The sequence below is a fragment of the Limosilactobacillus vaginalis genome (genome assembly GCF_025311515.1).
Taxonomy (GTDB): Bacteria; Bacillota; Bacilli; order Lactobacillales; family Lactobacillaceae; genus Limosilactobacillus; species Limosilactobacillus vaginalis.
This window is the reverse complement of record NZ_CP104399.1, coordinates 435231-459101: the sequence shown is the minus strand read 5'-3', so window position 1 is coordinate 459101 and position 23871 is coordinate 435231. Positions and strand designations below refer to the sequence as shown.

Sequence of the window (23871 nt, the reverse complement as noted above, 5' to 3'; positions counted from 1 at the left end):
TATTAATATTTACACCCCTAATCATACCGAACCATGAAGCCGTTTTCAATTAGAAGAAACAACAAAAATAATTTAGTGATTTTTCCATTATTCTTCGTTCTATTAATTTGAGAGGTCTTCTCAAAATTCATATAAAAGGAATAGAAAATGGAACAAACAGGTTCAAGGAAAAGCTGGGAAGAGGCTAGTCTGACTGATGATTTCATCTTTAGTAAGACCTTTCTCGATCCCAAAATCACATTAGAGTTATTACGGCGAATCTTTCCAACAATGACAATTAAAGGAATTAAGATTCTCAATAGCCAACAGGAAATCAAAACCACCCATGATGCCAAAAGTTCCCGTTTTGATATTTATGTCAAAGATTATGATAACCGTCACTATGATTTAGAAATACAAGTCGAAAATAATCATAATTTGCCACAACGGGCCCGCTTTTACCAATCAAGTCTCGCAACAGCTGCGTATACAAAAGTGAAAAACTACATCAAAGCTAATAAATCATTTGTGATCTTTTTCTGTTGCTTTGATCCCTTTGGCCTCGGTGAACAGCGATACGATGTTAAGCGGATTATTGAGAATTATCCTAACTATACATACCAAGATCACGAAAAATCAGTTTTTTTCGATATTACTAGTCACCGAAAAACGGTTGGCCCAAAGTTGCAAAACGTACTGGACCTAATAGCTAATCGAAAGCTTGATGAAGAAGACGACTTCATTATAAAATTAAAGAAAAGAATATCGTTTGTAAAACAGAACCAGGAATGGAGGAGAGAATATATGCTACGGACATTATACGAAATGGATATCGAAAACAAACTAAAAGAAGGCCTAAAACAAGGACACGAAGAAGGTCTAAAGCAAGGGCATGAAGAAGGACTCAAACAAGGCATTGAGCAAGGACGTGAAGAAGGCATTGAAGAAGGTATTGAGCAAGGATTAGTTAAAGAGCGTCTCTCCTTAATAACCGACTTAATCAAAAGCGGCCAAACTAAGGAACAAGTTGAAAACTTCTTAATCAATATTCGCCAAATTGATCCTGCAGAAGCCGCAAAGGACTACCAGGAAGCACTGGATAAAAAGATAAGAGGATCACTAGCATTATCATAAGTACTGTTATCAAAAGAGTCGGTGTTTTTACTGTTCTCCTTCGCTTGATCCAGTTGACTCTTCGCATTTGTTAATTCCGTTTGCTTCTGCTGGTTGAGTTGGGTTAAGTTGTTGACCTTGATTTGGGCATCGCTAACCGCCTTAGTAGCATTTTGAACTTCTTGGGTGTGTTGTTGTTCAGCAGTAGTTTGGTTTGCCTTGACCTCATCGGTAGTCTTCTTTACTGCAGCATCGTAATCAGTCTTAATTTGATTACTCTTGGCTGAATGTTGAGCATCCAAGTCAGCTTTGCTCTTATCGTAAGCGCTCTTGGCTGCGGATTCTTGTTGAGCCTTTTGTGCGGGTGTCACAATGTGTTGGGCAGCATTAGCGAGTTCTTTTTGGTTAGCAGCGCTTTGACTAGCTACTGCTGAACTATAAGCAGCATTTTCCTTATTTGCTGCTTCACTGGCTTGTTGCTCGATAGTTGCTGTTTGTGAATTTAATGCAGCCTGATTTTGGTCAGCTAAGCTCTGTTCGGCTTTTGCTTGACTAGCTTGCAGGCTAGACAATTGTTGATCAGCTGATGGTGTTTGGCTAACAGCAGCATTACTAGTGGCTGGCGTTGTGTCAGCATGGGCCGTGGTAGCGATCGCACCGGTTGCGGTAACGGCACCGATAGTAGCCACCGCTTGTAAAACCTTTTTCTTACTCATAATGTAATATTTCCCCCTCGTAACTAAATCATTAATTCTATCATTGTGATCCGAATTAATACTTTTTTGTTTGTACAACCATTAAGTTACGTCAATCCGATTAAAAGAGAAAGGAAGATTCTTAATAAAATCTTTTTACCTAAGTCTTCACTGAAAAGTAACTACCAAAAAGTGAAAAAGCTAACTAATTGCCAATAAATTTTTCACCTTAACTTAAGAATACAAAAACTAGTTAATTCCTAACCCTGAAAAAACTTCTATTCTTTTTTCAGGATTCTTTTACTTCTTAATGAAAAATCAAATAGAACGCTGGAATCTCCCCCCCCCACTTAATTTATATTAAGTATGTAATCTGGAGAGGGGTTATTAATGCTAAAGGTATTCATTATGGAGGATAATTTACAACAACTTAACAACTTGCAAGCTGTTGTGAAAACTATTCTTTTAAAATTACAGGTAACTGACTCGTTAGTATTACCGTTCAGTTCTACGACCAGCTTAAATAAGGCACTACCAGAACCAAGTGCAGATAACGTTTTTATCCTTGATCTACAAATCAATCATAATAAGCGCGCAGGACTACAGTTAAGTCAATTAATCCGGCAAAGAGATCCAGAAGCTTCCATTATTTTCATTACCGTTCACGATGAATTGCTTTATACCACGTATAAATACCGGGTTCAGGCACTGGATTTTATTTCAAAAGATCAAGATAATATTGAGCAAGAATTAATGAAGGACTTTCGTCTGATTACTCGCCAGCACCAAAAAAAGGCAGAAAATCTTTTTCACTACACCAGCTATAATCAGGACCGGACCATTTTGCTCGATGATATTTGCTTCTTTAAGTCCAACAAGGATAATACCCATTCGGCCACCATTTTCACCAATGACAATCGAGCAATCGAGATTCATCAGAACCTCACCACGATTGCCAACAATGACTCTCGGTTTATTCGGGTCCACCGGAGTTATCTGGTAAATCCCCATACCGTGAAAAACGTGGACTTCTATCATCGCCAAATTGAATTTTACAATGGTATGACCTGTCCGATTGCTCGTCGCAAAGCTAAAAGTTTCTTTGCCTTAGTTCGTCAATATAAACACCCTGCTGATGAAAAGATGCCTCAACAAGAACGCGGCTAAACTTAGGAAAGTATGGAATTATAAATAAGGCTCCAATGTTCGGTTTTATCGAGCACTGGAGCCATTTTATATCACAATTTTATTTTTCTTACACGTCTTCATTTCAACATTCTCGTATTTAAAAGAAAAAAGAACGACACATATTCTTTGCCGTTCCTCTATTAGATATTTTTTCAGTTAACTGCTTTATTCTATGCAAAAGCAGTAGCAATACTACCAACAACAATCAAAACAATTCCCCAAATAGTGTAGGCCATTTCACGATGACTCTTGTGTTCGTGAAGGATCCAAATTCCACCAAAGGTTGCAATAATAACGTTTAATTGGGTGAAGATGAACGCTTCGGTAACACCAAGGGCCTTAGCAGAAAAGATATAAGCAAAGGCGGCAATTCCCCATGATAAACCACCAAGGATATTTAAGTACTGTTCCTTTTGCTTGAATGAAGAAGCATTACCGGAACAAAGAGCATAAATTACAGAGCCAAGTAAGATTCCGAGCATTTCTGGAAGGAAGATCCCTTGGGCGCTTTCATTGGCAACGATTGGAATCTTTGGAAATGCTGAATATACCCAGTAACCAATAGTAGTTACCAACAAGAAGATAAAGTTACTAGCAGTAACCTTCTTATCCGAATTACTATCAGAAACTGATGTCATCAAAGCACCAACAATAACGATTGCCAATGCAACAAAACCGATTGTAAGCGCCCGAGCACTATGCCATTCACCAAAGATAATAACCCCAATTAGTGAATTACCAACTAATTGTAAAACGGTGGAAAGCGGCATGGTATTTGAGACACCCATCCGTTTAAAAGAAACGAATTGCCCAACCTGACCAATCGTCCATAAAGCACCACATAATACAGAAAACCAGAAAGCAGTCGTGCTAACAGTCGGCTGAGTAACCGCATAAGCAACTAACCCAATGATTGTGGCACCAGCACCGATACCGAACATCTGGTTAACAGCAGAACCACCAATCTTACCAGTGATTAATGGCATAAGCCCCCAACCAAGTGCTGGAATTAATGCAAGTAAATAAACCATCTTTATTTCTCTCCTATCAAATGAATAATTGATTACGAGATAGTATTATAAACGGTTGCAAACGTTTACACAAGTATTTTCACAAAATAAATAGATGGTATAAATATAAGAAAAACTTATATTATCTATAAGAAAGCGTTTAATAAATTATTGGTATAAATGTGAAATGCTAATTCTGACTATTCCTGTGTGGTGCATGTTGAGGATCCGGGAGAAAAATAGTAAAGGTTGTTCCCTTTTTCGGCTTGCTTTCAACCGTTACTTTCCCGCCATGAAGGTTTACTAGTTCATGAACGATTGGCAGGCCAAGTCCCGATTCGCCATATTGATTACTCCGTGACTGATCAGCCTTATAGAATCGCTCCCAAATGTTCTTTACTTGATCATTTGTCATCCCAATTCCATTATCACTAATCTTAAATTTGCATCCCCGTTCAACACGACGCGCCGAAATTTTAATTAAGCCATTACTGGTAAACTGAATGGCATTCTGAATAACGTTGAACATAATTTGAACAAAACGATCGTAGTCAGCGTACACCAACAGGCCAGCAGGAACGTCTAATTGAATCCGATCTTCTTTCTCCGCTGCACGTTTATTCAACTGTTCCTTAAGATTAGTCAAAACAGCAGAACAATCAAATAGTTTACGGTCCATTGAAATCTGATTAGTACGGATCTTCTCATAATCTAAATTATCGTTAACCAACCGAATCAACCGCTGAGTATCGTTCTGCATTAATTCAATACTATGGTTCCAGTCTTCTTTGGGAATAGCATCATACCGAAGTCCCTCTAACAATCCATTAATTGTCGTTAACGGGGTCCGCATTTCGTGAGCGGCATCAGCCAAGAACTTCCGTCGCCGTTCTTCCTGTCGCCGAATTTCCTGATCGGACTCACGAAGGGCAGTTGTCATCTGGTTGAAGCTTCGGGCAAGATCATCAACCTCATCCTTACCGTTAACTGGTACCTTTACATGGTAATTTCCCTTAGCAACCTGCCGGGTAGCAGTCCGAAGCTGATCAATCTTTTTAGTAATTGACCGAGCGAGAAGATAACTAATTAGAAGTGCTGCTAAGGTAGCAATAAGAAAGGCAATTGCTAGGTTTATTTTCAGCTGATGCATATTTTCTTCTACCACCGAAACAAAGGTAGCAATTGAAACGACCGCAATCATTTTCTTGTGGTAGAAGTACGGGCGAATTACCTCTGTCATTGCTGACTGGTGAGCTTTTTGATTATTAATCTGTGGCCGAGTAAGCCGTAAGTAAATTGTTTTGCCCTTTTTTAGTTTTTTCCAATCATTTTTACTTATTTGAGGTGCAAAACCATTGCTAGCAAACGTCTGCCGCTGCGTCATATCAAAAATTGCAAAATGGACATGCTGGTTAGAAAGCAGTGCCGCATTACTCAACAAGGCCTGATTCTCAAAGCCCTTAAAAGTATGGTCAACTGTATCATAACGAATTGCATCCTGAACCAAGCTATCAGAGTAAGTTTTTAACTGATTCCAGGTATTTCGATACATCGTCTCATTAGTAACATTAATGAAAGCCAGGCTTAAAACCGTCATCAGCGTAATAATTACCGTAAAGAAGGCAATCATTAATCGATATAGTAACTTCATTATTCATTTCCTTCATCATCAAACTTGTAACCAACGCCCCAGACCGTTTGAATTACTTGTGGACCAACAGCTTCAAGCTTTTGACGAAGCTTTTTAATATGGGCGTCAACCGTTCGCTCATCACCATAGTATTCATAGTCCCAAACCAGCTGGAGTAATTGAGACCGGGTGAATACCTGGCGAGGTTTGCTAGCCAGCGTCTTTAATAGATCAAATTCCTTTGGAGTTAGATCCTTCACTGGCTTACCATACATATATACTTCACGGGTCTTAGTATCCATCTTAAAATGCTTAGTTTTAATATCAAAACGATCCTGGTTAGAATGTTGGGCTCCTTGCGTTGCGCTTAATTGAGAGCGTCGTTGGAGAGCCTTGATTCGAGCAATTAACGTGATCGGACTAAACGGCTTAGTTACGTAATCATCCGCCCCAATTTCCAATCCGAGCACTTGATCGCTTTCAGAATCACGCGCAGTCAACATAATCAATGGTACCGTGGTTGAAATCCGGCGAATATCCGCTGCCACCTGCATACCATCCTTCTTCGGTAAATTCAAATCTAAGAGAATAACATCCCACTCATGCGGAGCAGCACTAAACTTTTCTTCTGCTTCAACCCCGTCATAGGCGAACTCATACTGCCAGCCTTCTTTTTTGAAGAACATTGCCATCATTTCGCATACTGAGTGGTTGTCTTCAATCATCAAAATTTTCATTCTACAATTCTCCCTCACTAACTACCAAAATCAATTCACTATTTCCCGGGAAATAACTTTCTTCACCCTATCTTAATAAGATTAGCAAATAAAAAGGCTGAGAAAAACAAATGCTTTTTCTCAGCCTCCCTTCTGCAATGGAGATGACGGGAGTCGAACCCGTGTCCAGGCATATCGCCATTTCAACCTCTACGTTCATATCTCAACTATTTAGGTTTCATTAATCAAAACGCCGTTGATCAGGGCAACCATGACTAACTAGCTTGGTAATTTCTTCTTAATACTTCAAGCGTGAGTATTAAGCGTAGTCCACTAAGATATGAAACCCATCACTGCATCATGGACGAACCCAGGATGGATTTACGCGCACTACTTGTTAGGCAGCGTATGCGTAAGAGTTTGAATTATTGTTTGCAGTTATAATTTAAAACTGAGCGTTTTTACGAAGACGCAACCTTCGAAACGCAATTGAAACTCGACCTATACCTGTCGAATCCAAAAACATCCCCAAAATACAGTATTAATTGTAACATTGATAAAGCGGCAATGCATCATTTATGCATTATTTTTCCTAAATAACAATCCCGGTAATGGTATTAATCACCACTGCCGGGAGAAATCGATTTAGTCTAGGCTATATAGTTGAGTTCTGTTTGGCAGGAGCTTGCTAGAGCTGTTCTAATGCATCATAGTCTAAACGCGCTCACCCTAAATTCACTCGAGATAACGAACTCCCGACAGCGGTGTAAAACACCACTGCCGGGAGAAATCGATTTAGTCTAGGCTATATAGTTGAGTTCTGTTTGGCAGGAGCTTGCTAGAGCTGTTCTAATGCATCATAGTCTAAACGCGCTCACCCTAAATTCACTCGAGATAACGAACTCCCGACAGCGGTGTAAAACACCACTGCCGGGAGAAATCGTTATCAACCGTGAATTCTTTACGGGTTCACACTCTTATTCTTAATACCAACCATTCGCCATCCAGTGTTGTTGGGCGGCGGTCCAAGAACCGTAACGACTAGCTACATATTGATCTGCAACCCGTTCTTGGTTAGCAGCTGAGTAATCACCATTGAGGTATGATGCTGAAAGTTGGTACTTTCCGATATATTGGCCGTTAGTAGCACCATAATTTCCACCAGATTCGCGGTTAGCAATCCAGGCCTTAGCAGCTGCTTCTGAACCACTTACAGTACTTGTTGATACCTGTTGGCTGTCATTAGTATTATTACTATTTTGGGTAGTTGTTTGAGATGATGCTGGTTGGATTTCACCATCGCTCTTAATAATTAAGCGTTGGCCAACGTAAATCTTGTTAATATCCTTAATGCTGTTCTTTTGAGCAATTTCATTAACAAGGCTGTTGTTCTTATTAAACTTGTAAGAAATGCTTGAAAGTGTATCACCACTCTTAACGGTGTAAACTGTATTAGCATTAACAACAGCTTGAGTAGCTGCAACACCGAAGATAATTGCACCAACAGAAGCAGTTAATTTTGCGAGTTTTTTCTTAGAAACCATAAATTCAATACCATCCTTTTTTATTATTCCGATTCAACAGTTCTTATATTACACGATGAATATTACTACTAGATAACAGCGATTTATCGTTTAACTAATTATTGCGAAGCGTTTGTAAAGCTACTGAAATATTGATTGTAAACGATCACACATTTATAAAATTTAGCTTGTTAAAGGCCGTCATAATGGGATTTAATGATTTCTTTGGTTGTCCTAACTTCTTCGTGTGATAATGAAAAAAGTTGTTGAATCAAGGGCGATTTTCACTAAAATCGTCTAATTCAACAACTTTATTAACTAATTTTCTGTTTTTTATTACAACAGTGTTGCAAAATACCGCTCACAGTAGCTTGCAACCCCATCTTCATCATTTGAATCCGTGATTGCTGTAGCCGCCTTCTTAACCTCAGGAAGACCGTTTGCCATGACAATCCCTTGAGCAGCTGCTTGAATCATTTCCAGATCATTATCAGCGTCGCCAAAGCTCATCAAGTTACTGAAGTCCAAATTAAAGTGTTGCAAAAGCGCCTGTAAACCAACCATCTTATTAACCTTTGGAGGCAAAAATTCCATAATCATTGATTGTGATTGAACCGCATGATACTTCTGCTTAAGTTCAGCGGGAAGGTTCTGAATGATCGGGGTTAATTTCTCAGCGGGAATCGCCATAACTGCCTTGCTATAAGTTGTTTCCCTAAGTTCGGTACTCTTAGTATCACGGAATTCAATGTTCTTTAAGACTGTCTTATAGATTGAACGCGGTTGATCGCTTAACTCATAAACTCGATCGTAGTCCAATATATCAAGAGGGATATTTTCCTGCTTAACAAACTTTAACAGTGGTTGAAGGTCATCCCTAGTCATTCCTAATTCAAAAAGGTGTTCCTTAGAGACATTGTTAATCACTAATCCGCCATTAAAAGTAATTGTATAATCATCTGGTTTTGTCAGCCCAAGCTGTTCAATCAGTGGCCAAATGGCATTAATTGGTCGACCAGTACACAAAACAACGTGAATACCTTGAGAATGAAGTTTCTTTAGGACTCGTTCATTTCGAGCACTAATTTCCTTATTACTGTTTAACAGGGTATTATCTAAGTCTAACGCAATTACCTTAATCATTTTTTCTCCTCGCTATAATTTGCCTGAACAATTTCTTTATTAAAATCTTCCAAAAGATCTAACAGCTCAGCACCCCGATCCTTCCCGTAAACATCAAGCCAGTTTGAAAAACGCTTCAACACAAGTGAACCAATGTGCTGCTCAACCTGCTTCCCTCTAATAGTACTGATTAAGAACAACCGCCGGCGATCTTCAGGATCGGCTTCTTGTTGGATGTAATTATGATTCAAGAGGGGCCGAAGCTGTCGTGAAATGGCACTTCTGGTTACGCCGCGTTCATCAGCAATGTCCATTAATTTTATCTTGGGATTATGAACAATCTTTTTTAAAATCAGGTACTGTTCAAAGGAAAGGGAATATTCTGCAGAAGGCTCCGAAATAAACGAATCGAGGCCTTTTAAACCGGTCAAATATAGATCGATCGCCTTATCTAGTAATTTTTCATTATCATTCATTAACTATTCACCCCGTTGATCCTTCAAAATAGTTTTCGTAATCAATTTTGCATAATGGTTATTCCCCTGCTTGTTCATGTGAACGCCATCTTTTGCAAACCAGCCGGATTGACCATTACTTGCGGCATACCAATCAACTAGGTGAACGTTATGATGTTCCTTCGCAATTTCCTGGATCTGGTTATTAACCTGTTGTTGCCAACTCTTTGATGGAATGTGCGGAGTTACCCAGTAAACTTGCCGATCTTTCCCAATAGTCTTGAGGATATCATCGATTGTTTTCTGATCCATGGCACCATTATTCCCTAAATTTAAAATAACGATCTGGTTAAGGTGACCACTCTCCTTTAACTGACTAAGGACTTTCGGCGTTTGTGAGCCCTGCCGTCCCACCTTAGCGTCAACGTAAGCATGTGGCATCAATTGTTGAAGGCTACTAGAAGCGTCAAGCATTACTGAATCGCCAACTGCAGTAACCTTCAGTTTTTGCGCCTGCTTAATTTCAGTCTTGCTTAGCTGGTACTCTTTTTGAACGGTGCTAATCTTAGTTGTTTCAACATTTTTGCCCTTACTAAGTTGCTTATTATGTTTTTCAGTTAATTGATCGTTCTTTTCAATTTGCTTCTGAACAGTTGTCTTCTTTGGTTGAACATTAGGTTGACAGAGACCATAGCCTGCTGTACCGGCAATTAGCAAAACAATGATTGCGGTTGCTGCCTGTTTCCAATTATTAAACTTAATCTTTTGCCAATGGAAATCACTTAACCGACGCTTAGCAAGCGGTTGTTCAATCAACCGATATGAAACTTCACTGATAATAACAATTAATGCTAATTCTTCAATCCCACTAATAACTGGGTGGATACCAACATCAATTGCCCGTTCATAAAATACAAGAACAGGATACTGATAGACGTAAATTCCGTATGATCGCTGACCACACCAACTAAAGAACGGGTTGGTTAACCACCGATTCATGTGGCTTCCCGGGTGAAAGATCGTTGCTAGTAAGACGGTCCCAATTACACTATAAAAGAACATTCCCCCATGGTACGTGAATGAGGATTGCCCATCTAAGGTTATAAAGCCAAATAGAGTAATAATTAAAGCGATGACTCCTAAACCATCTAATATCCGTGAAGCAGTTACCGTAACCTTTGTACTTAGCCGATCAAGCGGCCAGACTAAGCCAAGCCATGAGCCAAGCAAGAGAGAAAAAGCCCGCGTATCAGTTCCATAGTAAACTCGGTTAAGCGTCTCAGGATGGTACAAGACAGCTATTTCAATTGCGGACAAGATCGCCAACCCCAAAACAAGGTATTGAACAATTGAACGCTTCTTGAACACCTTAAACAAGAGAAATATAATAATCGGCCAAAGAACATAGAATTGTGCTTCAACCCCCAATGTCCAAAGGTGAGTAAATGGTGACTGGTTAGCGAATTGATCAAAGTATGATTGTCCATGATAAATCTCCCACCAATTGTAAACCCACAAGATATTAGTAACAAAGATTTGCCGAATGTCATGCAAAAGCTCATGAGCAAACAGCGTAATGTACGCAATTGTTAACACTAACATCGTAATTAAAACTGGATAAAGACGGTAAAAGCGCTTAGCATAAAAATGCTTTAATCCAAGTCGATCACCACGTTCAATCTTTTTACTGAACTGGTAAGTAATAAAATAGCCTGAGATTAATAAGAATAGCGGGACACCAAGAAAGCCACCCTTTAATTGGGTTGGCAGCAGGTGGTAAATAATTACTCCCAGCACTGCAATTGTTCGTAAGCCGTCAATTCCTGTGACGTGATGCGGCTGAGCCCGATTGATTACTAGGCCTTCCTTTTTGTTCATTAACAGAACCCCCAAGAAATATCTTTTCTAATTATAAGGTCTTGGCAAATTGCTGTATAGACTCTTTTAAAAGAAAATTTATTAAATAATATTACTTTTAACTTTTTAGCCAATATGGTTTTCTTCCAAAATATCATGAACAATTTTATCTGCTTCCGGGGTCCGTTTCCACTCGTCCCAGTGATCCATTGACTCGTCCTGCATTTTGTAATGAGTGTTAATGAAGTGTTCATACTTAATTACGTTTTGGGAATGAGGAATATTTAACTGCAGGATCCGGACTTCCTTAATAAAGCCACGTTCAGCAGCTAATTCAGCCCGTCCATTTTGGACCATATTACCAATTTCATAGTAGCTGGTCCCATCATTCCGTGTAATTTGTTCAATCAAATCCAAAACTTCATGTTGTTCTTCCACAATCCTAACTCCCTTCATACTCTCCAATTATTATAACGAGAAGCACAAAAAAAATCATCGTCGAAATTGGCGATGATTGGCATAAGAGAGAAAGAGAATTGATTAGAAGGTAATTACTTAAATACCTTACATTTATTATGATAGCGGTTTCATATATCACTGTCAACAACTTTTTAGTAATTTTACTAAAAAGTGTCAAAGTATTTCTTCTCTAATACACAAAAAATCGCCAGTTGCTAACGTCTTTTATGCGCAACTGACGATTTTTGATTAATTATTGAACGGTAACAGACTTTGCCAAGTTCCGTGGTTTATCAACATCCAATCCCTTACCAAGACTAGTGTAGTATGCCAATAATTGTGCTGGAACAACACTCAGAAGCGGACTAAGTAATTCATCAACATCGGGTAGGATAATGTTATCGCCATCCTTTGCCAAGTGACGAGATACGATTGTCAGAGTATTAGCACCCCGCGCTTCAGTTTCTTCCAGATTACTCCGTGTTAATCCAGCGGTCCGGTCTTGAGTAATAATTCCAATAACTGGTGTTCCCTTTTCAATCAAGGCAATTGTTCCGTGCTTTAATTCACCTGAAGCAAATCCTTCAGCTTGAACATATGAAATTTCCTTTAGCTTAAGGGCTGCTTCAAGAGAAACCGACCAGTCAATTCCCCGACCAATGTAGAAAGCATTCCGTGGCTTTGAAAGGTACTTGTCTGAAAGATCCTTCAAAATGCTCTTACTATCAGTAATTGATTGCATCCCGTTGGCAACCAAACCTAATTGGTGCTTAACATCGAAGGCACCAGCAACTGGCTTATTCATGTATTCACCAAGTGCCTTAGCTAAGATTGCTTCAACGGCAATTTGCGCTGTGTAAGCCTTAGTTGAGGCAACGGCAATTTCTGGACCAGCATAAAGCAATTCGGTAAAGGTTGCTTCCCGAGAAAGAGTTGACTTATCTACGTTAGTAATTGTAAGACTTGGCCAATTATTCTTGTTAACGTTAACCAATACTTCACGACTATCAGCTGTTTCACCACTTTGACTCAAGAAGATAAAGAATGGCTTCTTGGAGAGCAATGGTTGTTCGTAAGCAAATTCTGATGAAATGTGAACAGAAGTTGGAATACCAACCAACTTTTCAAAGATCCGAGCACCAATCAACCCAGCATGGTAACTAGTCCCAGCCCCAACAATGTAAAGGTGATCGGCTTCAGACATTGACTTTAATAGTTCTTCATCAATTGTTGGCTTGCTATCTTCATCAAAGTACTTTTGAACTAACTTCCGCATTACGGCTGGTTGTTCATCAACTTCTTTTAACATGTAGAATGGGTAAGCACCCTTGTCTGCTGCGTTTGGATCCATATCAACAGTGAAAGTATCACGGTGCTTTTCGTTACCGTCAAAGTCTTCGATTTCAACTGAGTCCGGCTTAACAATAACTAATTCATGATCATCCAATTCCATAAATTGGTTAGTTTGCTTCAACATTGAGGTAGCGTCTGAGCCGACCATGTTGTAGCCATCAGCGATTCCAACTAGTAATGGACTCTTATTCTTAGCAACATAAAGAGTATCTGGCTCTTCCTTATCCATTAATACAAATGCATATGATGAATCAGAACTGATTAGCTTCAAAACCTTTAATAATGCATCCTTAGTTGAAAGGTGATCTTCAACAACAAACTTATCCACTAATTGAACAATTACTTCTGTATCGGTTTGGCTCTTAAAGTCAACGTCTGCCAGATAATTTGCCTTCAATTGGGCATAGTTTTCAATTACCCCGTTGTGAACAAGATAGAAGCGTTCGTCATTTGAATATTGAGGGTGAGCATTGGCTTCATTTGGTTCACCATGGGTAGCCCACCGAGTATGACCAATTCCTGACATTCCATGAACATCGTCGGTCAATGCATCTTCAAGGTTGCTAATCCGGCCAGCACGCTTAACCAGGTAGTCATGACCCTTATTATCGTTAACGTAAACCCCAGCTGAATCATAGCCACGGTATTCAAGCCGCTTTAAACCATTAATTAAAATTGATAGACTGTCTTGACTCCCAGTCACTCCAACAATTCCACACATATTTAATACCATCCTTTTTAAAATTGGTATAGACATATATAGCATGTCCAGTCCATTGAATACACTTAGTATGATAATGTTTTTAACTAGCATTGTCAAACTAAGTGACTTTAATTGGTCTAGGTAAGATGTCTAGTAAACTGATGAAAAAAGAACCAGGAAATTTTCCTAGTTCTTTTTAATTATTATTTAACTTCTAATTCCTTACGGGCAACATCAGCAATTCGTTCTACATATTGATGAACTAATTCTGGTGTAGCTGCTTCTGCCATGATCCGAAGCAATGGTTCTGTTCCGCTCGGACGAACAAGAACTCGTCCATCACCATTCATTTCACCTTCGACTTCTTCAATAATCGCCCGAAGCTTTTCATTCTTCATTGCAGCAGCCTTATCAGCCACCTTGATGTTAACAAGCTCTTGTGGATAGTTTGTAACGTCGCTAGCTAACTCCTTCAGTGATTTGCCTGTTTCCTTAATTACTGAAAGGAGCTGTAAAGCAGTCAGCATTCCATCACCAGTCGTATTATAGTCCAAGAAGATAATATGTCCCGACTGTTCACCACCCAGGTTATAGCCGTTCTTTAACATTTCTTCAACAACATACCGGTCACCGACCTTTGTCTTCACGCTGGTCATATTATGACTTTCAAGTGCCTTGTACATCCCCAAGTTGCTCATTACGGTAGTGACAATTGTATCCTTCTTTAATAAGCCGTTATCATCCATGTATTTTCCGCAAATATACATAATCTTGTCACCATTAACAATGTTTCCTTCATTATCAACAGCAATACAACGGTCTCCATCACCATCGAAGGCAATCCCAAGATCAGCCTTATTTTCAACAACAGCTTTTTGTAACCCTTCAGGATGAGTTGAACCGCATTTAAGATTAGTGTTCAGACCATTTGGTTGAGCGTTAATTGGAATAAAGTCAACGTTCATATCAGCAAATAGGTTGGAAACAAAGCCTGAAGTTGCACCATTAGCAGCATCAACAACTACCTTTAACCCTGAAAGATCGGTTGAAACTGTTTGTTCAAGGAATGAAGTATACTTCAAGGCACCTTCATGATAGTCAGCAACTGTTCCTAATCCCTCATCAGATGGTCGTGGCAACGTATCTTGCTCGGCATCTAATAGCTGTTCAATTTCATATTCCAAGTCATCTGATAGCTTGAAGCCGTCTCCACCAAAATATTTAATACCGTTATACTTAATTGGATTATGACTTGCGGTAATCATTACACCAGCATCGGCTTCTTGGGCACGAACAAGATAGGCAACCCCCGGAGTAGTAACAACCCCTAATCGTAAAACTTCAATTCCGACTGAAAGTAAGCCAGCAACCAACGCATTCTCTAACATTTGACCAGAGATCCGAGTATCGCGTGAAACAAGAACTTGCGGCTGCTTTCGTTCAGAGTGCCGAGTAAGAACGTATCCACCAGCACGGCCAACCTGAAAGGCTAATTCAGGACTTAAATCTTGGTTTGCAACACCACGAACACCATCAGTACCAAAATATTTTAACTTCATTATTTTTCTCCTCTTAACTAAAATCTACTCATTTGAACTTGCTTGTGAGCTACTGCTCGATGAACTGCTTTCACTTGAACTTGCACGACTAGCGTGACTACTGCTTGAGCTTGACTGTGCATTATCATTATCGCTTGCTGAACTACTAGTATTATCGCCCTCACCATGAATTGGAATCGTTACGTTAGTTGTGTTTGGCTCGATTACCACGTTAAGGGTTTGACCATTTTTATCCACCGCTTGTAGAGTTACTAACCGGTGAATATCGGACGTTGCCTTAGTTGGCACTGCGACAAAGGCAAGAACCCGGTCAACCTTATTGACTTCTTCGCGGGATCCAGATATTTGAACATGATCAACATCAGTCCGTGGCGTTCCCACCTGATAATTATTACTTAGTGAATGGGAACTTAACCGAACAGTAATTTTTTTAGTAACTGTCTTCCGTGGCTGGACATTAACCGTTACATACTGTGGCTTTACTGTTGCGTGAAGTTCGGAATTCAAGCCGCTAGTTTTAACTTTCACCCGGTGCTTTCCTACTCCAACGTTAGTCAGGTCAATATAAGCCTTAAAGTTTTGCGTATTTGAAGTTGTTGTTACCAACGCTGAAGGACCATTTACGGTTACGCGGACAGTTTTGGGGTAGCCGCTAACAACGTAATTATTATCGGTCGTAATGTCAAGTGGCATCTTGATAACCGCGGTTTTGTTAGACATCAGGGCACTCGTCTGGTCATGCTGCCTGGTATTTTGTCTTAAAAAGCCATTACTACCATTATTAACGTAGAAAAAGAGGAAGAGAGCCAGAACAAGAGAAGTGATCCGCAAGAACCACTTATTATTAAAGAATTCCCAGTTATTCATTGCTGCCACCTCCCTGACGACCGAAGAAGGAAAATAGCTTAGTAAAGAAGTTATTATTCTTCTTGATTGCTTGGCTATATAGTTGGGCCCGCAAGAACTTCAAGTAATCATTTCGCGACATATTACGAATTAACTCGTTATCCTTCGTAATTGAAACCTCACCAGTTTCTTCAGAAATAACGATTGTTAGTGCATCGGTAACTTCACTGATCCCAACAGCGGCCCGGTGCCTGGTTCCTAATTCTTTAGGAATCAACTTACTATCAGATAGGGGTAAATATGCCGCCGCAACTGAGATCCGATTATTTTTAATGATTACCGCACCATCATGAAGCGGCGTATTAGGAATGAACGTGTTAATTAGCAATGCGCCTGAAATGTCTGCATCTAGCGGAATCCCGGTTTCAATGTATTCTTCCAATCCCGTCTTCATTTCAATACTAATCAGAGCACCGATCCGTCGTTTTGACATGTATTGGATTGCCTGATCTAATTGCTTAATCGTCTCTTCTTCGGTTTCGTTAGCCGTTTGATTGTGGGTAAAGAACGTCCCTCGTCCTAGGTGTTCCAGTCCCCGACGAATTTCTGGCTGGAAAATGATCACAATGGCGATCACACCCCAATTAATGATCTGATCCATTACCCAAGAAACCGTACTTAATCCAATGTACCAACTGACTACCTTAACCAGAATGATAATCAGAATTCCCCGGAATAATTGAACAGCCCGAGTACCACGAATTAATAATAATAATTCGTAGATTAAAAACCAAATTACTAAGATATCAATTAGATGGATCAGGTTTTGCCAAGTAAACAGCGCCGAAATAAACTGCATAACTTATCTCACCATCCTCTAAATTACCATAACATTATATCATTTTATCCCGGAAAGAACTGTACTTCATTAAATTTCTGGTATCTGCGATAAAGTCTGTTATTCTGAACTATGAAATACTTATTTACGGAAGGAACCCAATCAGATGTTTAAATTAACTAAGCAATGGCAAATTCGTTTTTTCTTCTGGATTGCAATTATTCTCCTGAAAATTTTTATGCCAAAACCGTTTAACTTCATGGCTTTTAACGTTTTCTTGGCTTATATTCCGGTTGAAATTGGTTTTCAGCTCCCCCGCTTTAACGATCGACGGGCATTGGCTTTCTGGACATGCCTCATTATTTGGCTATTGTTTTACCCAAATACCCCTTACGTCATGACAGACCTTTTTCACCTCTCCTGGCTTAGTCCCCATACTAGTATCAACGGCCTCCTAAAATCCGATCCCCATATTTGGTTAATTTTTGCCATAATGATTCTTTGCGCGATCAGCTGTCTCTTTTTCGGCCTTTTATCATTGGATCAGGTTAGTCACCAACTTACTGAATTAGTTTGCCCGCATCATCCAAAAATTAAATTTTGGTGGATCATTTTCTTTTCATTCGTCTCAAGCATCGGCATCTACATTGGCCGTTTTCTTCGTCTCCACTCCATTTACCTTTTCTTTACCCCAAGTTGGTTTTTCCGTCAGCTATTATCCATCTGGTCCATCAACATGCTTAAATTCACTCTAATCCTTACCTGTTTACAAATTCTTTCCTACTGGATCCTTAAGACAGTCCAAAACACCAAATATAAGGGATAATAGGTGGTTATATAAAAAGTAATGAGTCTGGGAAAAAACAAATGTTTTTTCCCAGACTCTTACTATTACCGGTAATTTCTGAATTTACTGAGTCTAATTGCGGAAATTAACCCGAGCCTTCGAGTCTAAGGCAGCGTAGCAAGCCTATGTGGCTACGAACGACTCTGATAATTTCATCATCATTCATCGTTCTAGGTTAGCCCACCAGGCTCTTAAATGGGTTAATTCCCAGCTTCACTTCTAACCTAATAAATTAATTCCGACCAATAATCCGCACTTCGGTCTCCAATGAAACACCAAATTTATCTTTAACAACCGCTTGAACGTGATGAATAACATTTAGGTAATCAGTGGCCGTTCCGTTATCAATATTAACGATAAAGCCAGCGTGTTTCTTTGATACTTGTGCACCACCAGAAGTATATCCCTGCAACCCTGCGTCATGAATTAATTTTCCAGCAAAATATCCTGTTGGCCGCTTGAAGACACTTCCACAAGATGGCAGCTCTAATGGTTGCTTAGCGGCACGCCGAGCATTCAGTTCATCCATTTGGGCGGTAATCTTTTCCTTGTCACCAGGTTTTAATTCGAATGTTGCTTCGAGAACAATCCCATGATTATCCTGAACACTACTATGACGGTAGCCGAAATCAAGTTCTTCATTACTTAATTCCTTAATTTTACCGGTTGGTAACATAATGGTAGCCGATTTAACCGCAAATTTGGTTTCCCCGCCATATGCACCGGCATTCATAAAGACAGCACCACCAATGCTCCCAGGAATTCCGGCAGCAAATTCCAAACCAGTTAAACTATGATCCCGCGCAACCTGGGTCGTCTTTATATAGGTCGCCCCAGCTTGAGCTATCACATTGTTGCCTTCAACCTTAATCTGGTTCATGCCAGTTACAATTAATACTAACCCTGCAATTCCGCCGTCACGAACAATTAAGTTACTGGCATTACCAATCACCGTTAATGGAATGTCATTTTTCTTAACGAACTTTACTAACTGTTGAACTTGTTCAACAGTTTCTGGAAAAGCCAACCAATCAGCTTCTCCTCCGGTATGAGTAAAAGTATATTTAGATAGTGGTTCCTGTTTTTTTATATTAATTTCGGGAAATTCTTTAATTAAATTAACTACCATAATCTTGTCGTCCTTTATTTTAATCTAGTATTATTGTACCATGTTTAATCACTAATCTTTTGGCGTAGAAAACGAATTACTGGTAAAATTGAATAGAGCATTAAACCAAGCCTGACGAAAGGAGATCTCGCTTCATGAACTTTGTTGCGATGGACTTTGAAACAGCAAACGGTAAACGATACAGTGCCTGTTCTCTAGCACTGACAATTGTTCGGGATAGCAAAATTGCTGATGAATTTTACACTTTAATTAATCCCCAAACTGACTTCTTCTGGCGAAACGTGCAGATCCATGGAATTCATGAAGAAGATGTTCAAGATGCGCCAACTTTTCCCGAGGTTTGGCAACACATTAAACAATTCTACCGGCCTGAACAACTTGTAATTGCTCATAATAATAGTTTTGATAATAGCGTCCTAAAGAATACCCTTCTCCATTATGGTATTCAGCCACCGACTTTCCAAACGCTTGATACCGTAAAAAGCAGTCGTCGACTAATCCCTGGGCTTGATAATTACCGGCTAAACACCGTTTGCGATGCCTTGCAAATTGATCTGCATCACCACCACAATGCTCTTGATGATGCTCAAGCCTGTGCCAATATTCTTTTATATGAAGCCCAGCATTTTGGTGGAGAACAGCTTCGCCCATTTATTAATTTTTATAATTAAAGGAGTACTCAATCTATGGATAACGAAACAGTCAAGCTACTAGGTGGTAGTTTAACCTTAACCCAATTAAATGCTATTTTTCAAACCATTCCCGAAGAATTTGACTTTATTGATGAACACGACATTGTTCGCTGGTCTTCGGCAAATAAGCACCGCCTCTTCAAGCGGACTGACGACGATCTCGGCAAGCACGTCCTAGAGGTTCACCCTGGCCATAGCCAAGAACGGGTGAAACAAGTCTTACAGCAAATGCACGATGGCAAGCGCGGTGTTTTAAGCCTAATCATTCACTACCACGGTAAGCCAATTAACATTGCCTTCTACTCGCTTCATGACGATAGCGGTAAATATATCGGCTGTGTTGAAGTAACACAAGATGTTTCAGGGCACCAAGAAAAGGGCGCCTGGTTACATAACATTAAACAAGTATTATTCAAACATAAATAATCATAACCACCCGTGAAACGGGTGGTTTGCTCTTCGGCTAAAAGCCGATAAGATAAGCCAGCGTCTCAAGGCGCTGGCTTTTCCTTCGTCCAAGCCAAAATGCTCTGACTACTTCGCTACTGCTTTAAGCAGTGTTCGTATTACTTCACCTTACCCTTAAAATGGTCGGAGTATTCAACAGTGGTTAACTTATCTACCACCATATCATGTTTTTCTTGGTCTCAGATATATTTCTTAATGGTGGATTCGTTCAATCCCACTGTACTGACATAATATCCTTCTGCCCAAAATGACGATTACCAAATTTATATTTTAAATTAGCATGATGATCAAACATCATCAAAGCGCTTTTGCCTTTTAAATATCCCATGAATTGCGAAACGCTTAGCTTCGGTGGAATACTTACTAACAAATGTACATGGTCAGGCATTAAGTGACCTTCAATAATCCTTACACCTTTATACTGACATAATAATTTGATGTAATCGCGTAAGTCTTTCCGATATTGATTGTAAATTATTTTCCGTCTATACTTTGGAATGAATACGATGTGATACTTACATAACCACTTCGTATGGGCTAAGCTATTTAGTTTATTAGCCATATTTATAAAACCTCTTTTCCCTTATTTGATTTTGGCTTGAACACCTACATCTTAAGGCAAAAGAGGTCTTTATTTATATAATTTTTATCCCCCCACCCGCAAAGCAGGTGGTTTTTTGTTTCGCACACTCGCTACGCTCCCGTGCTCAACTAGGTCTAAAGACATTAATCAACAAAGGCTCCCGACATTCGCAACTCTGAATGCCAAGAGCCTTTTATTCTTGCCGATAATCCATCTGGAGTGCCTTTCGTCCTGAAACTAATCGGTGTTCACGAACAACAAAGTTCATCTTACGATATAGGTTAATTGCCGGAACATTATCCTCAAAAACATCTAAGGTCAGTCGCACCAAGCTACTATAATTAACAAACCAATATTCAGCCTCATCAACTAATAATTGGCCAATTCCTTGGTGCCAGTATTTTTTAGCAACAATGACTCCTAACTCGCCCACTTGAGGTTCATTAGGTAACCGCATTATTGTTACCATCCCCACAATTTCTTTTTCAAACACTGCCAACAATATTATACAATCGTCTACATCGTTAATTATTTGAATATTTTTGAATTCTTCCTTCGCAGTTACTTTTTCTAGATGTGGAATTGTAACCGCATCACTTTCCGTTGCTGCCTGTCGAAGGAAGTTGAGAATAGCTGCTGCATTCTCGGGTTCAGCTAACTTGATTTCAACAGTCTCTGACATTATTACAGCTCCGTAACTACCTGCTCAAAGTGACGACCGTGCGGTTCAAATTGAAGAAGGCGGGTATTTTCATCATCCGTCCGCTTGAAGTGAATTGCCAAAAAGTCAGCAGGTAACTCATCTTCAACAAATTGGGCCCACTCCACAACACTCACGCCGTCACTATCAAAGTATTCTTCTAATCCCAAGTCTTCTGCTCCACCATTTTCAAGACGGTACGCATCCATATGGTAAAGCGGCAAGCGACCATCATGGTACTCACGAATAATGGTAAAGGTTGGGCTCTTAATTAAGTCTGGAATGTCTAATCCTTTAGCTAACCCCTTAGTAAAAGTTGTCTTCCCAGCACCAAGGTCGCCATCCAAGACCAAAACATCTCCAGCTTTTAACAACTGTCCTACCTTTTCACCAAGCTCAATCGTTTTTTTTCGATCCGTTAACTTTACTTCTTTCATCCGACTCCGCTCCTCAGTTTTTCTACAGCTATTGTAGCCGATACCCAAGTTTAAAAGCAATAAAAGAGAAAAGACTAGAAAATCAAAACGTTTTTCAATCTTTTCTCTTTTTTTCGTAATTTTTAAATTTACTGTATTTAATTATAATGCTTGGGCTGCTGTAATAATGGCCACCTTGTATGCATCATCCTCACTGCATCCCCGTGAAAGGTCAGCAATTGGAGCATTCAGGCCTTGAAGAATTGGGCCCACAGCCGTAAAGCCGCCAAAACGTTGAGCAATCTTGTAACCAATATTTCCGGCTTCAAGGCTTGGAAAAATAAAGACATTTGCATGGCCGGCAACCTTAGAACCTGGAGCCTTTAACTCACCAACTGAAGGAACAACAGCAGCATCGAATTGCATTTCACCGTCGGCAGGAAGTTCTGGTTCCATTTCGTGAACCTTTTCTGTAGCTTCGGCAACCTTGGTAACCATGTCTCCCTTAGCGGATCCCTTAGTAGAGAAGCTAAGGAGAGCAACCTTAGGATCAATTCCAAATAGCTTGGCAGTTTCGGCACTTTGAACAGCAACTTCAGCCATGGTGTCCGCATCTAACTCAATATTGATTGCGCAATCAGCAAAAATGTACCGCTGATCGCCTTTTTGCATCAAGAAAGCCCCGCTAATTCGGTGAGCATTTGGCTTTGTCTTAATGATTTGTAATGCTGGACGAACGGTCGAACCGGTTGAGTGAACCGCACCGGAAACCATTCCATCGGCCTTGCCCATGTATACAAGCATGGTACCAAAGTAACTAACGTCTTCCAGCATCTTTTCAACTTGTTCAGGGGTATTCTTTCCCTTCCGCCGTTCCAAAAGTGCATCAAACATGGCCTTCTTGTCTGCTTCTGGATAAGCTGCTGGATCAATAATTTGCAAACCAGTAATATCAAAATTATTTTCATTAGCTGTTGCTTCAATTTCACTCTTTGAGCCAAGTAAAATTGGTTCTACTAAGTCATCATTCTTTAAACGAACGGCAGCACCTAAAATTCGTTTGTCAGCACCTTCAGGGAAGACAATGGTTTTGTCTTGCCCCTTTACCTTTGCAGCAATTTCATCAAATAAATCCATCTACAAGAACCTCCTTATTGGTTATCAAGCTTTACCGTCAACTATCGGTTGGTCCGGTAATTGCCAATCAATTGGCTCCTCTCCCATTGCGCGAAGTGCTTCATTTGTCTTTGAAAATGGTTTTGAACCGAAGAATCCACGGTTAGCTGAAAGCGGACTTGGGTGCGCTGATTCCAAGATAATATTTGTCTTGAGATTAATCAGCTTTTTCTTATCCCGTGCCGCTCTTCCCCAGAGAATAAAGACAACTGGTTGAGGGCGTTCGGACAATGCATGAATTGCAGCGTCCGTCAATTGTTCCCAACCATGCCCCTTGTGAGAAAAGGCTTGGCCTGCACGAACCGTTAAGACCGAATTCAAAAGCAAAACACCTTGATCAGCCCATTTTTTTAGGTAACCATGTTGAACCGGGTGACAACCGACATCACTTTGCAGTTCCTTATAAATATTTTGCAATGATGGCGGAACAGGGATTCCTGGTAAAACCGAAAAGCTGCATCCATGAGCCTGGTGAGGACCATGGTACGGATCTTGACCTAAAATGACAACTTTGACTTTACTAAAGGGCGTCCATTCAAAAGCCTCAAAAATATGGTGCATCTCCGGATAGATTGTCCGGTGGCTGTACTCTTCTTTTAAGAAATTATGTAGCTGCGCATAATATGCACTTTCAAATTGGGGTTTTAAAACGTCCCACCAATCATTATGAATAAGTTGTTTCACGATTCTAGCACCTCAACTAATATTTTAGCATAAGTGGCGATGGGCGGAAATGAAAAATGAAACCGCTTTGTAAAGTTATCATTTTTATAAGCAAACTGGTACAATAATGGTAATTAATCTGTCTTTAAGG

General features: G+C 39.9%; 23 protein-coding genes, 1 other RNA gene and 1 pseudogene. 5 read left to right on the top strand and 20 right to left on the bottom strand.

The window, feature by feature from the left end; genetic code table 11:
- Positions 1-147 precede the first annotated feature (147 nt).
- Positions 148-1113, top strand: a complete 966-nt coding sequence (locus N4627_RS02080) for an Rpn family recombination-promoting nuclease/putative transposase (RefSeq protein WP_260964890.1) — start codon at positions 148-150, stop codon at positions 1111-1113.
- On the opposite strand, the gene N4627_RS02075 is transcribed toward N4627_RS02080, so the two are convergent.
- On the bottom strand, positions 1062-1808 hold the full coding sequence (locus tag N4627_RS02075; protein WP_098045543.1) for a hypothetical protein: 747 nt from the start codon (positions 1806-1808) through the stop codon (positions 1062-1064). The genes N4627_RS02080 and N4627_RS02075 overlap by 52 nt on opposite strands.
- 369 nt (positions 1809-2177) lie before the next feature.
- On the opposite strand from N4627_RS02075, the gene N4627_RS02070 reads away from it, so the two are divergent.
- Positions 2178-2954 (top strand): LytR/AlgR family response regulator transcription factor, encoded by a 777-nt coding sequence (locus N4627_RS02070; protein WP_098045411.1) that lies wholly within the window; start codon positions 2178-2180, stop codon positions 2952-2954.
- Between the two features lie 191 nt (positions 2955-3145).
- On the opposite strand, the gene N4627_RS02065 is transcribed toward N4627_RS02070, so the two are convergent.
- The 13 genes from N4627_RS02065 to cdaA form a co-directional block, all read right to left on the bottom strand.
- On the bottom strand, positions 3146-4006 hold the full coding sequence (locus tag N4627_RS02065) for a GRP family sugar transporter (RefSeq protein ID WP_003717630.1): 861 nt from the start codon (positions 4004-4006) through the stop codon (positions 3146-3148).
- Between the two features lie 169 nt (positions 4007-4175).
- Positions 4176-5636, bottom strand: coding sequence for a sensor histidine kinase (locus N4627_RS02060; protein ID WP_003717629.1), 1461 nt, complete (start codon positions 5634-5636; stop codon positions 4176-4178).
- Entirely contained in the window at positions 5636-6352 is a 717-nt protein-coding gene (locus N4627_RS02055; protein WP_003717628.1) for a response regulator transcription factor, read from the bottom strand. The genes N4627_RS02060 and N4627_RS02055 overlap by 1 nt, the downstream gene beginning before the upstream one ends.
- Positions 6353-6487: 135 nt before the next feature.
- Positions 6488-6861: a transfer-messenger RNA gene (gene ssrA / locus N4627_RS02050) on the bottom strand.
- A 453-nt stretch (positions 6862-7314) separates the two neighbouring features.
- Complete coding sequence (gene apf / locus N4627_RS02045; RefSeq protein ID WP_260964889.1) at positions 7315-7875, bottom strand: aggregation-promoting factor; 561 nt, start codon at positions 7873-7875, stop codon at positions 7315-7317.
- A gap of 315 nt (positions 7876-8190) precedes the next feature.
- The gene (locus N4627_RS02040; protein ID WP_003717626.1) at positions 8191-8997 is read right to left on the bottom strand and encodes a Cof-type HAD-IIB family hydrolase; all 807 of its coding nucleotides are present in this window, start codon (positions 8995-8997) and stop codon (positions 8191-8193) included.
- Positions 8994-9452, bottom strand: coding sequence for a MarR family winged helix-turn-helix transcriptional regulator (locus N4627_RS02035; protein WP_003717625.1), 459 nt, complete (start codon positions 9450-9452; stop codon positions 8994-8996). The genes N4627_RS02040 and N4627_RS02035 overlap by 4 nt, the downstream gene beginning before the upstream one ends.
- A 3-nt stretch (positions 9453-9455) precedes the next feature.
- Positions 9456-11309 carry an acyltransferase family protein gene (locus tag N4627_RS02030; protein ID WP_260964888.1) on the bottom strand — a complete coding sequence of 618 codons (1854 nt, stop codon included), beginning with the start codon at positions 11307-11309 and terminating at the stop codon, positions 9456-9458.
- A 105-nt stretch (positions 11310-11414) separates the two neighbouring features.
- Complete coding sequence (locus N4627_RS02025; protein WP_040531613.1) at positions 11415-11726, bottom strand: hypothetical protein; 312 nt, start codon at positions 11724-11726, stop codon at positions 11415-11417.
- Positions 11727-12000: 274 nt separating this feature from the next.
- On the bottom strand, positions 12001-13821 hold the full coding sequence (gene glmS / locus N4627_RS02020) for a glutamine--fructose-6-phosphate transaminase (isomerizing) (RefSeq protein ID WP_260964887.1): 1821 nt from the start codon (positions 13819-13821) through the stop codon (positions 12001-12003).
- Positions 13822-14006: 185 nt separating this feature from the next.
- Complete coding sequence (gene glmM, locus N4627_RS02015; protein ID WP_260964886.1) at positions 14007-15362, bottom strand: phosphoglucosamine mutase; 1356 nt, start codon at positions 15360-15362, stop codon at positions 14007-14009.
- Between the two features lie 24 nt (positions 15363-15386).
- Positions 15387-16229 carry a CdaR family protein gene (locus tag N4627_RS02010; RefSeq protein ID WP_003717620.1) on the bottom strand — a complete coding sequence of 281 codons (843 nt, stop codon included), beginning with the start codon at positions 16227-16229 and terminating at the stop codon, positions 15387-15389.
- A complete protein-coding gene (gene cdaA / locus N4627_RS02005; protein WP_003717619.1) occupies positions 16222-17067 on the bottom strand; it encodes a diadenylate cyclase CdaA in 846 nt (281 codons plus the stop codon). Before cdaA ends, N4627_RS02010 begins: the two co-directional genes overlap by 8 nt.
- A 145-nt stretch (positions 17068-17212) precedes the next feature.
- On the opposite strand from cdaA, the gene N4627_RS02000 reads away from it, so the two are divergent.
- Positions 17213-17872: a DUF1361 domain-containing protein gene (locus N4627_RS02000; protein ID WP_003717618.1), complete on the top strand. Its 660-nt coding sequence runs from the start codon at positions 17213-17215 to the stop codon at positions 17870-17872.
- 253 nt (positions 17873-18125) lie between these two features.
- Here the strand turns inward: N4627_RS02000 and murB are convergent, their stop codons facing one another.
- Positions 18126-19022, bottom strand: a complete 897-nt coding sequence (murB, locus tag N4627_RS01995) for a UDP-N-acetylmuramate dehydrogenase (RefSeq protein ID WP_260964885.1) — start codon at positions 19020-19022, stop codon at positions 18126-18128.
- A gap of 134 nt (positions 19023-19156) precedes the next feature.
- On the opposite strand from murB, the gene N4627_RS01990 reads away from it, so the two are divergent.
- Entirely contained in the window at positions 19157-19693 is a 537-nt protein-coding gene (locus tag N4627_RS01990; protein ID WP_098045405.1) for a 3'-5' exonuclease, read from the top strand.
- 15 nt (positions 19694-19708) lie between these two features.
- Positions 19709-20140 carry a PAS domain-containing protein gene (locus tag N4627_RS01985; RefSeq protein WP_003717615.1) on the top strand — a complete coding sequence of 144 codons (432 nt, stop codon included), beginning with the start codon at positions 19709-19711 and terminating at the stop codon, positions 20138-20140.
- A 140-nt stretch (positions 20141-20280) separates the two neighbouring features.
- Here N4627_RS01985 and tnpA read toward each other — a convergent pair.
- The 5 genes and pseudogenes from tnpA to N4627_RS01960 form a co-directional block, all read right to left on the bottom strand.
- Positions 20281-20744: pseudogene (tnpA, locus tag N4627_RS01980) on the bottom strand (IS200/IS605 family transposase).
- Between the two features lie 214 nt (positions 20745-20958).
- The gene (locus N4627_RS01975) at positions 20959-21447 is read right to left on the bottom strand and encodes a GNAT family N-acetyltransferase (RefSeq protein ID WP_003717614.1); all 489 of its coding nucleotides are present in this window, start codon (positions 21445-21447) and stop codon (positions 20959-20961) included.
- A gap of 2 nt (positions 21448-21449) precedes the next feature.
- On the bottom strand, positions 21450-21902 hold the full coding sequence (tsaE, locus tag N4627_RS01970) for a tRNA (adenosine(37)-N6)-threonylcarbamoyltransferase complex ATPase subunit type 1 TsaE (protein WP_003717613.1): 453 nt from the start codon (positions 21900-21902) through the stop codon (positions 21450-21452).
- Positions 21903-22043: 141 nt separating this feature from the next.
- The gene (gene pta, locus N4627_RS01965) at positions 22044-23018 is read right to left on the bottom strand and encodes a phosphate acetyltransferase (protein WP_003717612.1); all 975 of its coding nucleotides are present in this window, start codon (positions 23016-23018) and stop codon (positions 22044-22046) included.
- Between the two features lie 24 nt (positions 23019-23042).
- The gene (locus N4627_RS01960; RefSeq protein WP_003717611.1) at positions 23043-23741 is read right to left on the bottom strand and encodes a uracil-DNA glycosylase; all 699 of its coding nucleotides are present in this window, start codon (positions 23739-23741) and stop codon (positions 23043-23045) included.
- Positions 23742-23871 lie beyond the last annotated feature (130 nt).

What these genes read in the sequence shown, in the direction of transcription:
- N4627_RS02080 (WP_260964890.1), top strand. Translation starts at nt 148, where the DNA reads ATGGAACAAACAGGTTCAAGGAAAAGCTGGGAAGAGGCTAGTCTGACT.
- N4627_RS02075 (WP_098045543.1), bottom strand. Translation starts at nt 1,808, where the DNA reads ATGAGTAAGAAAAAGGTTTTACAAGCGGTGGCTACTATCGGTGCCGTT.
- N4627_RS02070 (WP_098045411.1), top strand. Translation starts at nt 2,178, where the DNA reads ATGCTAAAGGTATTCATTATGGAGGATAATTTACAACAACTTAACAAC.
- N4627_RS02065 (WP_003717630.1), bottom strand. Translation starts at nt 4,006, where the DNA reads ATGGTTTATTTACTTGCATTAATTCCAGCACTTGGTTGGGGGCTTATG.
- N4627_RS02060 (WP_003717629.1), bottom strand. Translation starts at nt 5,636, where the DNA reads ATGAAGTTACTATATCGATTAATGATTGCCTTCTTTACGGTAATTATT.
- N4627_RS02055 (WP_003717628.1), bottom strand. Translation starts at nt 6,352, where the DNA reads ATGAAAATTTTGATGATTGAAGACAACCACTCAGTATGCGAAATGATG.
- apf (WP_260964889.1), bottom strand. Translation starts at nt 7,875, where the DNA reads ATGGTTTCTAAGAAAAAACTCGCAAAATTAACTGCTTCTGTTGGTGCA.
- N4627_RS02040 (WP_003717626.1), bottom strand. Translation starts at nt 8,997, where the DNA reads ATGATTAAGGTAATTGCGTTAGACTTAGATAATACCCTGTTAAACAGT.
- N4627_RS02035 (WP_003717625.1), bottom strand. Translation starts at nt 9,452, where the DNA reads ATGAATGATAATGAAAAATTACTAGATAAGGCGATCGATCTATATTTG.
- N4627_RS02030 (WP_260964888.1), bottom strand. Translation starts at nt 11,309, where the DNA reads ATGAACAAAAAGGAAGGCCTAGTAATCAATCGGGCTCAGCCGCATCAC.
- glmS (WP_260964887.1), bottom strand. Translation starts at nt 13,821, where the DNA reads ATGTGTGGAATTGTTGGAGTGACTGGGAGTCAAGACAGTCTATCAATT.
- glmM (WP_260964886.1), bottom strand. Translation starts at nt 15,362, where the DNA reads ATGAAGTTAAAATATTTTGGTACTGATGGTGTTCGTGGTGTTGCAAAC.
- N4627_RS02010 (WP_003717620.1), bottom strand. Translation starts at nt 16,229, where the DNA reads ATGAATAACTGGGAATTCTTTAATAATAAGTGGTTCTTGCGGATCACT.
- cdaA (WP_003717619.1), bottom strand. Translation starts at nt 17,067, where the DNA reads ATGCAGTTTATTTCGGCGCTGTTTACTTGGCAAAACCTGATCCATCTA.
- N4627_RS02000 (WP_003717618.1), top strand. Translation starts at nt 17,213, where the DNA reads ATGTTTAAATTAACTAAGCAATGGCAAATTCGTTTTTTCTTCTGGATT.
- murB (WP_260964885.1), bottom strand. Translation starts at nt 19,022, where the DNA reads ATGGTAGTTAATTTAATTAAAGAATTTCCCGAAATTAATATAAAAAAA.
- N4627_RS01990 (WP_098045405.1), top strand. Translation starts at nt 19,157, where the DNA reads ATGAACTTTGTTGCGATGGACTTTGAAACAGCAAACGGTAAACGATAC.
- N4627_RS01985 (WP_003717615.1), top strand. Translation starts at nt 19,709, where the DNA reads ATGGATAACGAAACAGTCAAGCTACTAGGTGGTAGTTTAACCTTAACC.
- N4627_RS01975 (WP_003717614.1), bottom strand. Translation starts at nt 21,447, where the DNA reads ATGTCAGAGACTGTTGAAATCAAGTTAGCTGAACCCGAGAATGCAGCA.
- tsaE (WP_003717613.1), bottom strand. Translation starts at nt 21,902, where the DNA reads ATGAAAGAAGTAAAGTTAACGGATCGAAAAAAAACGATTGAGCTTGGT.
- pta (WP_003717612.1), bottom strand. Translation starts at nt 23,018, where the DNA reads ATGGATTTATTTGATGAAATTGCTGCAAAGGTAAAGGGGCAAGACAAA.